Annotated in this window: 5 protein-coding genes; 3 read left to right on the top strand and 2 right to left on the bottom strand. The window is 67.6% G+C overall.

The features are described 5' to 3' along the window. Nucleotides 1-91: 91 nt before the first annotated feature. Complete coding sequence (locus tag ON22_RS17080; RefSeq protein WP_063820599.1) at nt 92-1,900, top strand: ribonuclease J; 1,809 nt, start codon at nt 92-94, stop codon at nt 1,898-1,900. A gap of 105 nt (nt 1,901-2,005) precedes the next feature. Here the strand turns inward: ON22_RS17080 and ON22_RS17075 are convergent, their stop codons facing one another. Further along, nucleotides 2,006-2,566: a WKL family lipoprotein gene (locus ON22_RS17075; protein ID WP_033241457.1), complete on the bottom strand. Its 561-nt coding sequence runs from the start codon at nt 2,564-2,566 to the stop codon at nt 2,006-2,008. Nucleotides 2,567-2,634: 68 nt separating this feature from the next. Next, on the bottom strand, nt 2,635-3,030 hold the full coding sequence (locus ON22_RS17070; RefSeq protein WP_033241458.1) for a DUF4189 domain-containing protein: 396 nt from the start codon (nt 3,028-3,030) through the stop codon (nt 2,635-2,637). Nucleotides 3,031-3,153: 123 nt separating this feature from the next. On the opposite strand from ON22_RS17070, the gene ON22_RS17065 reads away from it, so the two are divergent. Both ON22_RS17065 and ON22_RS17060 read left to right on the top strand, forming a co-directional pair. Continuing rightward, nucleotides 3,154-3,777, top strand: a complete 624-nt coding sequence (locus ON22_RS17065; RefSeq protein ID WP_033241459.1) for a TIGR03085 family metal-binding protein — start codon at nt 3,154-3,156, stop codon at nt 3,775-3,777. Nucleotides 3,778-3,998: 221 nt separating this feature from the next. Further along, a complete protein-coding gene (locus ON22_RS17060) occupies nt 3,999-6,617 on the top strand; it encodes a DNA translocase FtsK (protein WP_051157726.1) in 2,619 nt (872 codons plus the stop codon). The last annotated feature ends 21 nt before the right edge of the window (nt 6,618-6,638 follow it).

Genomic DNA, 6,638 nt, shown 5'->3' with positions numbered 1-6,638 from the left:
GGAACCCGCGGCACCGCCGGCCGCCGCCGAACCCGGGACTCCGGCCGCACGGGAACCCGAGACCGCTGCGCGGGCAGCGGAAACCCCGGCGGTGCGACCGGAAACGACTCCGGAAGCCCGCTCCGCACGGGACAAACCGCGACGGGGCAAAGGGCGCCAATCCGGGCGCGGCCGCGGTGATTCCGCCCGCTCCGTTCCCGCGGTGCCGCCGGAAACTGCCGCGCAGGACCGCCTCCCGTTGCCGCCGAAGCTGCCACGTAACGGGCTGCGAGTGTTCGCGCTCGGCGGTATCGGTGAAATCGGCCGCAATATGACCGTTTTCGAATACGGCGGCAAACTGCTCATCGTCGACTGCGGCGTGCTGTTCCCCGAGGACCAGCAGCCGGGCGTGGACCTCATCCTGCCCGATTTCCGGCCGATCGAGGACCGGATGGACGATGTGGCCGCGGTGGTGCTCACCCACGGGCACGAGGACCATATCGGCGCCATACCGTTCCTGCTGCGCCTGCGGCCCGATATTCCGGTGGTGGGATCGAAGTTCACGCTCGCCCTGGTCGCCGCGAAATGCCGGGAACACCGATTGCATCCGCGGCTCGTCGAGGTCACCGAAGGGGAGCGGACCGAGCACGGCCCGTTCGAGTGCGAGTACTTCGCGGTCAACCATTCCATCCCGGATGCACTGGCGGTGGCGATCCGGACGCCCGCCGGGACGATCCTGCACACCGGTGACATCAAACTCGACCAGCTTCCGCTCGACGGCCGGCTCACCGACCTCGCCGGTTTCTCCCGCCTCGGCGACGAGGGCGTGGATCTGTTCCTGGTCGACTCCACCAACGCCGAAGTCCCCGGATTCGTCACCCCGGAACGGGAGATCGGCGGTGTCCTGGACACCGTGATCGGCAAAGCGCGCAGCCGGGTCATCGTGGCCTCCTTCGCCAGTCATGTGCACCGGATCCAGCAGGTCGTGGACGTGGCCCAGAAATACGGCCGCCGCATATGTTTCGTCGGCCGGTCGATGGTGCGCAATATGCAGATCGCGCAGGACCTCGGCTATCTCACGGTGCCGGACGGCCTGGTCGTCGATCTCGACCAGGCCGCCACCCTGCCGCCCGGCAAACTGGTCCTCATCTCCACCGGCTCCCAGGGCGAACCGCTGTCGGCGCTCTCGCGGATGGCGCGCGGCGATCACCGCCAGATCCATATCCGCGCCGACGATCTGGTGGTGCTGGCGTCCTCGCTCATCCCCGGTAACGAGAACTCGGTGTTCACCGTGGTCAACGGACTGGCCCGGCTGGGCGCGACAGTAATCACGCAGCAGAACGCGAAAGTGCATGTCTCCGGGCATGCTTCGGCCGGTGAACTGCTGTACCTGTACAACGCGGTACGCCCGACCAACGCCATGCCGGTGCACGGCGAATGGCGGCATCTGCGCGCCAATGCTGCACTGGCGGTCGCCACGGGAGTGCCCGAGGACCGGGTGGTGCTCGCCGAGGACGGTGTGGTCGTGGATCTGGTCGACGGGATCGCCTCCATCGTCGGCCGGGTGCCGGTGGGCCATGTCTACGTGGACGGGCTGTCGGTGGGTGATGTCGGCGAATCGACCCTGTCGGACCGGCTCGTCCTCGGCGAGGGCGGTTTCATCGCGATCACCGTCGCCGTCGACGCGACCACCGGTAAGGCGGTCAGTACGCCCGAGGTGAGCGGCCGCGGGTTCTCCGACGATCCCGGTGCGCTGGCCGAAGCCGCCGAACTGGTGGAGGCCGAACTCCTGCGCCTGGCCGGTGAAGGTGTCACCGAAACCCATCGCATCGCGCAGAGTGTGCGCCGCGTCGTCGGGCGCTGGGTTGCCGATACCTACCGCCGCCGTCCGATGATCGTGCCGACCGTACTCGGCGTCTGATACCGGCTCGCCGGCGCGGCGAACTGCCGGCGGGTACAGCGCGGAAAACCGCCGGAGGGCAATGCCCTCCGGCGGTTCTCATATGTCCGGTACCGGTCGTGCGGATCAGGCTTCGGGCTGGCAGGCCGCCGAATCGAGCTCCGCGGACTTCACGATATTGCACGCGAAATCATGTGCGATCTTCCACTGATCGCCCTCGGCCACGAAAGCGACCGAAGCGTTCTCGACCGGGCTACCGGCGATGGTGACCTCGGCATCCGCCTTGACCTTGCCCTCGGCCGGCTCCCCGACGTTGGTGATCTTCACCGTTACTTCGTTCTTCTTCGCCGCCTCGACGAGCTTGTCGACCAGCTGCGGATCCTGTTCGGCATCCTCGATGAAGGCCAGCTTCTCGTCTTCACTCACTGCACCGTCGAGCGCCCGGGTGAGCTTGTCGTTGAGTTCCTCGACCGTGGGCTTGGGCAGGTTCGGAGCCGCCGTGGTGGTCGGCGCCACGCCTTCCTCTCGGCCGTCCTGGGATTTACCCGATTCGAACTCGGCGGCGGCTTCGGTACTGGTGGCAGCCGCGTCGGTCGAGGATTCCTCGGTGGACGAGCATGCGGTGAAGGTGAGGGCGGCGGCGGCCATCGTTACGGCGGCCACGACCCGGAATGGACGGATTTTCACAGTTCTGTTTCCCCTACGCAGGTGATCGGCGAATTCGGCGCCGGCCGGAAAAGGTGGTCGGTACGAACTCACAGGTCGTAGCCGGAAGTGCAGTTCCAGTGCTCGATGTAGGCGTTGCCCGGGTTGTTGGCCAGCGCCTCGGACCGCGCCGCGGACCGGGTGGAACCGGATCCGTAGCTCAGCCAGTTGTCCGACACCGCGAGTGCACCGCAACCGTTGCGCCAGGAGATCTTGGCGACACAATCGGCGGCACCGCACCGGTCTTCGGCGGCCGCTTCGGCTTCGGAGTAGCTGTCGTAGTCGTAGGACCATCCGTAGTTACCGGTGGACAGCGAAACCGCGATGGCGCCGTAGTCACTGCTGTACTGCGCGTGCGCGGGTGCCACGGAAGCGGCGAACATAGAACCGACGGTCGCCACCAGAACAGCGGCAACGGTGAGAATCTTCTTCAATGGTGTTCCCATTCTGTGTGTATCGGTCCACGACCCTATGGACCGAATGACAAAGTACAGAGCATCTCTGCTGCGTAGCAACCGGTTCGGTTCTCATCCCCTCCCCGATGGCTGGGTCTCGGCTAGATTCATCGTGTGAACTTCGCTCAGCGTGAACGCCGTGCAATGGTCGAAACGATGGACGAGACCGGGCCGGACGCGCCAACTTTATGCGGAGACTGGACGGTGCGCGACCTCGCGGCGCATCTGGTCGTCCGGGAACGGCGTCCCGACGCCGCGCCGGGGATCATGTTGCGGCCCTTCGCCGGTTATCTGCAGCGGCGGCAGGACGAGGCCGCGCAGCGTCCGTTCCCGGAGTTGCTGGAAAAGGTCCGTACCGGCCCGCCGTGGTGGTCGCCGTTACGGCCGGTGGATGCGATCGCCAATCTCAGCGAAATGTTCGTCCATCACGAGGATGTCCGGCGGGCGCGGCCGGGCTGGGAGCCGCGGGAGCTATCCGAACAGGATCAGCAGCGGCTGTGGTCGGTGCTGCGGCGGATGGGCAAGATGGCCTACCGCAAATCCACTGTGGCGGTGGAACTCGCGACTCCTGCGGGAGATCGCGCCCGAGTGGTGGACAAGCCCGGCCCCGTGGTGACCCTGTCCGGTGCGCCCGCCGAACTGCTGCTGCACGCATTCGGGCGGGAGCAGGTCCGGATCGAATCGGCGGGGGAACCGGAGGCCGTCCGGCAGGTGCTCGAACTGGACCGTTCGATCTGATCCCGGCCGGCCGGCGCGGACGGGCCGGGTATGTGCTCGGCTGCCGTGGGGCAGGGCGACGTGTTGCTGCGCGCCGGCCCGTTCCGGCGATTTCGGGCAGTGGAGAACAGCCGCGCCCAGGCCTTCGCCCACCGGTGGGCGGCAAGAATCACCCTTGTCGCGGAGCCCGGTACCAGTGTTGCGGATGGTCCGGATGGGGTTGTTGCGGCTAGCCTGAGCCCATGGCAGGTAAGTCCCGCGGCACAACCACACCGGCTGCGCGGGCGGGATCGGCTCGGGGGCGGACCACCGCGGCCCGTTCTCGTTCGGGCACGCGTCGATCGGACGGCGCCACACGAGCCCAGGGCTCGGCGCGTAAAACCGCACAGCAGGGCGGCGCACGCAAGGCGCCCGCCGCCCGCGCCCGGCGCACCACACGCCGTCCCGCCCCACCGCGGCGTTCCGATACCGCCCCGCTGGCCGTATTCGCCCGGCTGGTGAGCGGCGGATGGACCATGGCCGCCCGCGGGGTCGGCGCCACCACACGCGCAATCAGTCGCGCCGGGGAAATCGAACACGGGCACCGCCGCGACGGGGCCGCGCTGGGGCTGATCGCCCTCAGTGCCGTGATCGCGGCGGCGGTGTGGCTGTCGGCCGGCGGCCCGATCGGACGCTGGGTGGAAGGTCTCATCCGCGCGGTCACCGGCTCGGCCTCCTCGGTCCTGCCGTTCGTGGCCGCCGGTATCGCCGTCGTGCTCATGCGCACCGAACCGCGACCGGAGATCCGTCCGCGCCTGGTGCTGGGTGGATTGCTGATCGGGTTGCCGTTCCTCGGGCTGTGGCATATCGCCGACGGTGGACCGGCCGACGCCGCGGGGCGCGCCGAGGCCGCCGGCTTCGCCGGTTTCGTCATCGGCGGCCCGCTCACCGATGGGCTCACCGCGTGGCTTTCGGTGCCGATCCTGTTGCTGGCCATGGTCTTCGGTGTGCTGCTGATTACCGGGACGACGGTGCGTGAGGCGCCGCAACGGTTACGGGAATTCTTCGGTGCGCCGGGGTACGAGGACGACTATCGCGACGGATACGACCCGATCGACGAATACGAGCCGGCCGAACCGGCCGGGCGATCCCGCCGCCGGGGCCGAACTTCGGCCGACAGTTACCCGGCCGACGAGTTCACCGGGCCGCCGGTCGGCCCGGACGGTGTCGCCGAACCCCCGCTGCGCGATGCCAAACCGATCGCCGCGGCCGGGGAGGAGAAACCGGCCGGCCGTAAGAAGCGCAAACCCGCCGCGGCGGCACCGGTCGACCAGACTCCGCCGCCGGAGCCGGAACCTGAATTCGTCGCGGACCGGGTCGCCGAGGGTGATTACACGCTGCCGCCGATGAATCTGCTGGTCGACGGCGACCCGCCGCGCCGCCGCAGCGCCGCCAACGAATCGATGATCGAGGCGATCACCGAGGTACTGGTGCAGTTCAAGATCGATGCGGCTGTCACCGGGTTCGTCCGCGGACCGACGGTCACACGCTACGAGGTCGAACTCGGGCCGGGGGTGAAGGTCGAGAAGATCACCGCGCTGACCCGCAATATCGCCTACGCCGTGGCCACCGAGAACGTGCGCCTACTCGCCCCGATCCCGGGAAAATCCGCCGTCGGTATCGAGGTGCCCAATGCCGACCGGGAACTGGTGCGGCTGGCCGATGTGCTGAAGGCGCCGTCTACCCGCAACGACCACCATCCGCTGGTGATCGGCCTGGGCAAGAACATCGAGGGCGAGTTCCTCGCGGCGAACCTGGCCAAGATGCCGCACTTGCTGGTGGCCGGCTCCACCGGTTCCGGTAAGTCCAGTTTCGTCAATTCGATGCTGGTCTCGCTGCTGCAGCGGGCCACCCCGGACGAGGTCCGGATGATCCTGATCGACCCGAAGATGGTGGAGCTCACCCCGTACGAGGGCATCCCGCATCTGATCACCCCCATCATCACCCAGCCGAAAAAGGCCGCCGCGGCGCTGGCCTGGCTGGTGGAGGAGATGGAACAGCGCTATCAGGACATGCAGGCCAGCAAGGTCCGCCATATCGACGATTTCAACCGGAAGGTGAAATCCGGCGCCATCACCACACCGCTGGGTAGTGAACGCGTCTACCGGCCCTACCCGTACATCCTGGCCATCGTCGACGAACTCGCCGATCTCATGATGACCGCGCCGCGCGATGTCGAGGACGCCATCGTGCGCATCACGCAGAAGGCCCGGGCCGCCGGTATCCACCTCGTCCTGGCCACCCAGCGCCCGTCGGTCGACGTGGTGACCGGCCTCATCAAGACCAATGTGCCTTCACGACTGGCCTTCGCGACCTCGTCGCTCACCGATTCGCGGGTCATTCTCGACCAGCCCGGCGCCGAGAAGCTCATCGGTATGGGTGATGGGCTGTTCCTGCCGATGGGCGCCGGGAAACCGACTCGCCTGCAGGGTGCCTTCATCAGTGATGAGGAAATCCAGGGAGTCGTCGAGTTCACCAAGAACCAGGCCGAGCCGGAGTACACCGACGGTGTCACCGCCGCCAAGGCGGGGGAGAAGAAGGATGTCGATCCCGATATCGGCGACGACCTCGATGTTCTTCTGCAGGCCGTGGAGCTGGTGGTGACCTCCCAGTTCGGTTCCACCTCGATGCTGCAGCGCAAACTGCGGGTCGGGTTCGCCAAGGCGGGGCGGTTGATGGACCTGATGGAGACCCGCGGTGTGGTGGGGCCCAGCGAGGGCTCCAAGGCGCGTGATGTGCTGGTGAAACCGGACGAGCTCGACGGTCTGCTCTGGTCGATCCGTGGTGGCGGGGACGAGAACCCGGAAGCGGGCGGAGAGTGACGGAAACAGGCCGTGCCTCGG

This window comes from Nocardia carnea NBRC 14403, assembly GCF_000308515.1.
GTDB classification, from domain to species: Bacteria; Actinomycetota; Actinomycetes; order Mycobacteriales; family Mycobacteriaceae; genus Nocardia; species Nocardia carnea.
This window is presented reverse-complemented; position numbering and strand designations above follow the sequence as displayed.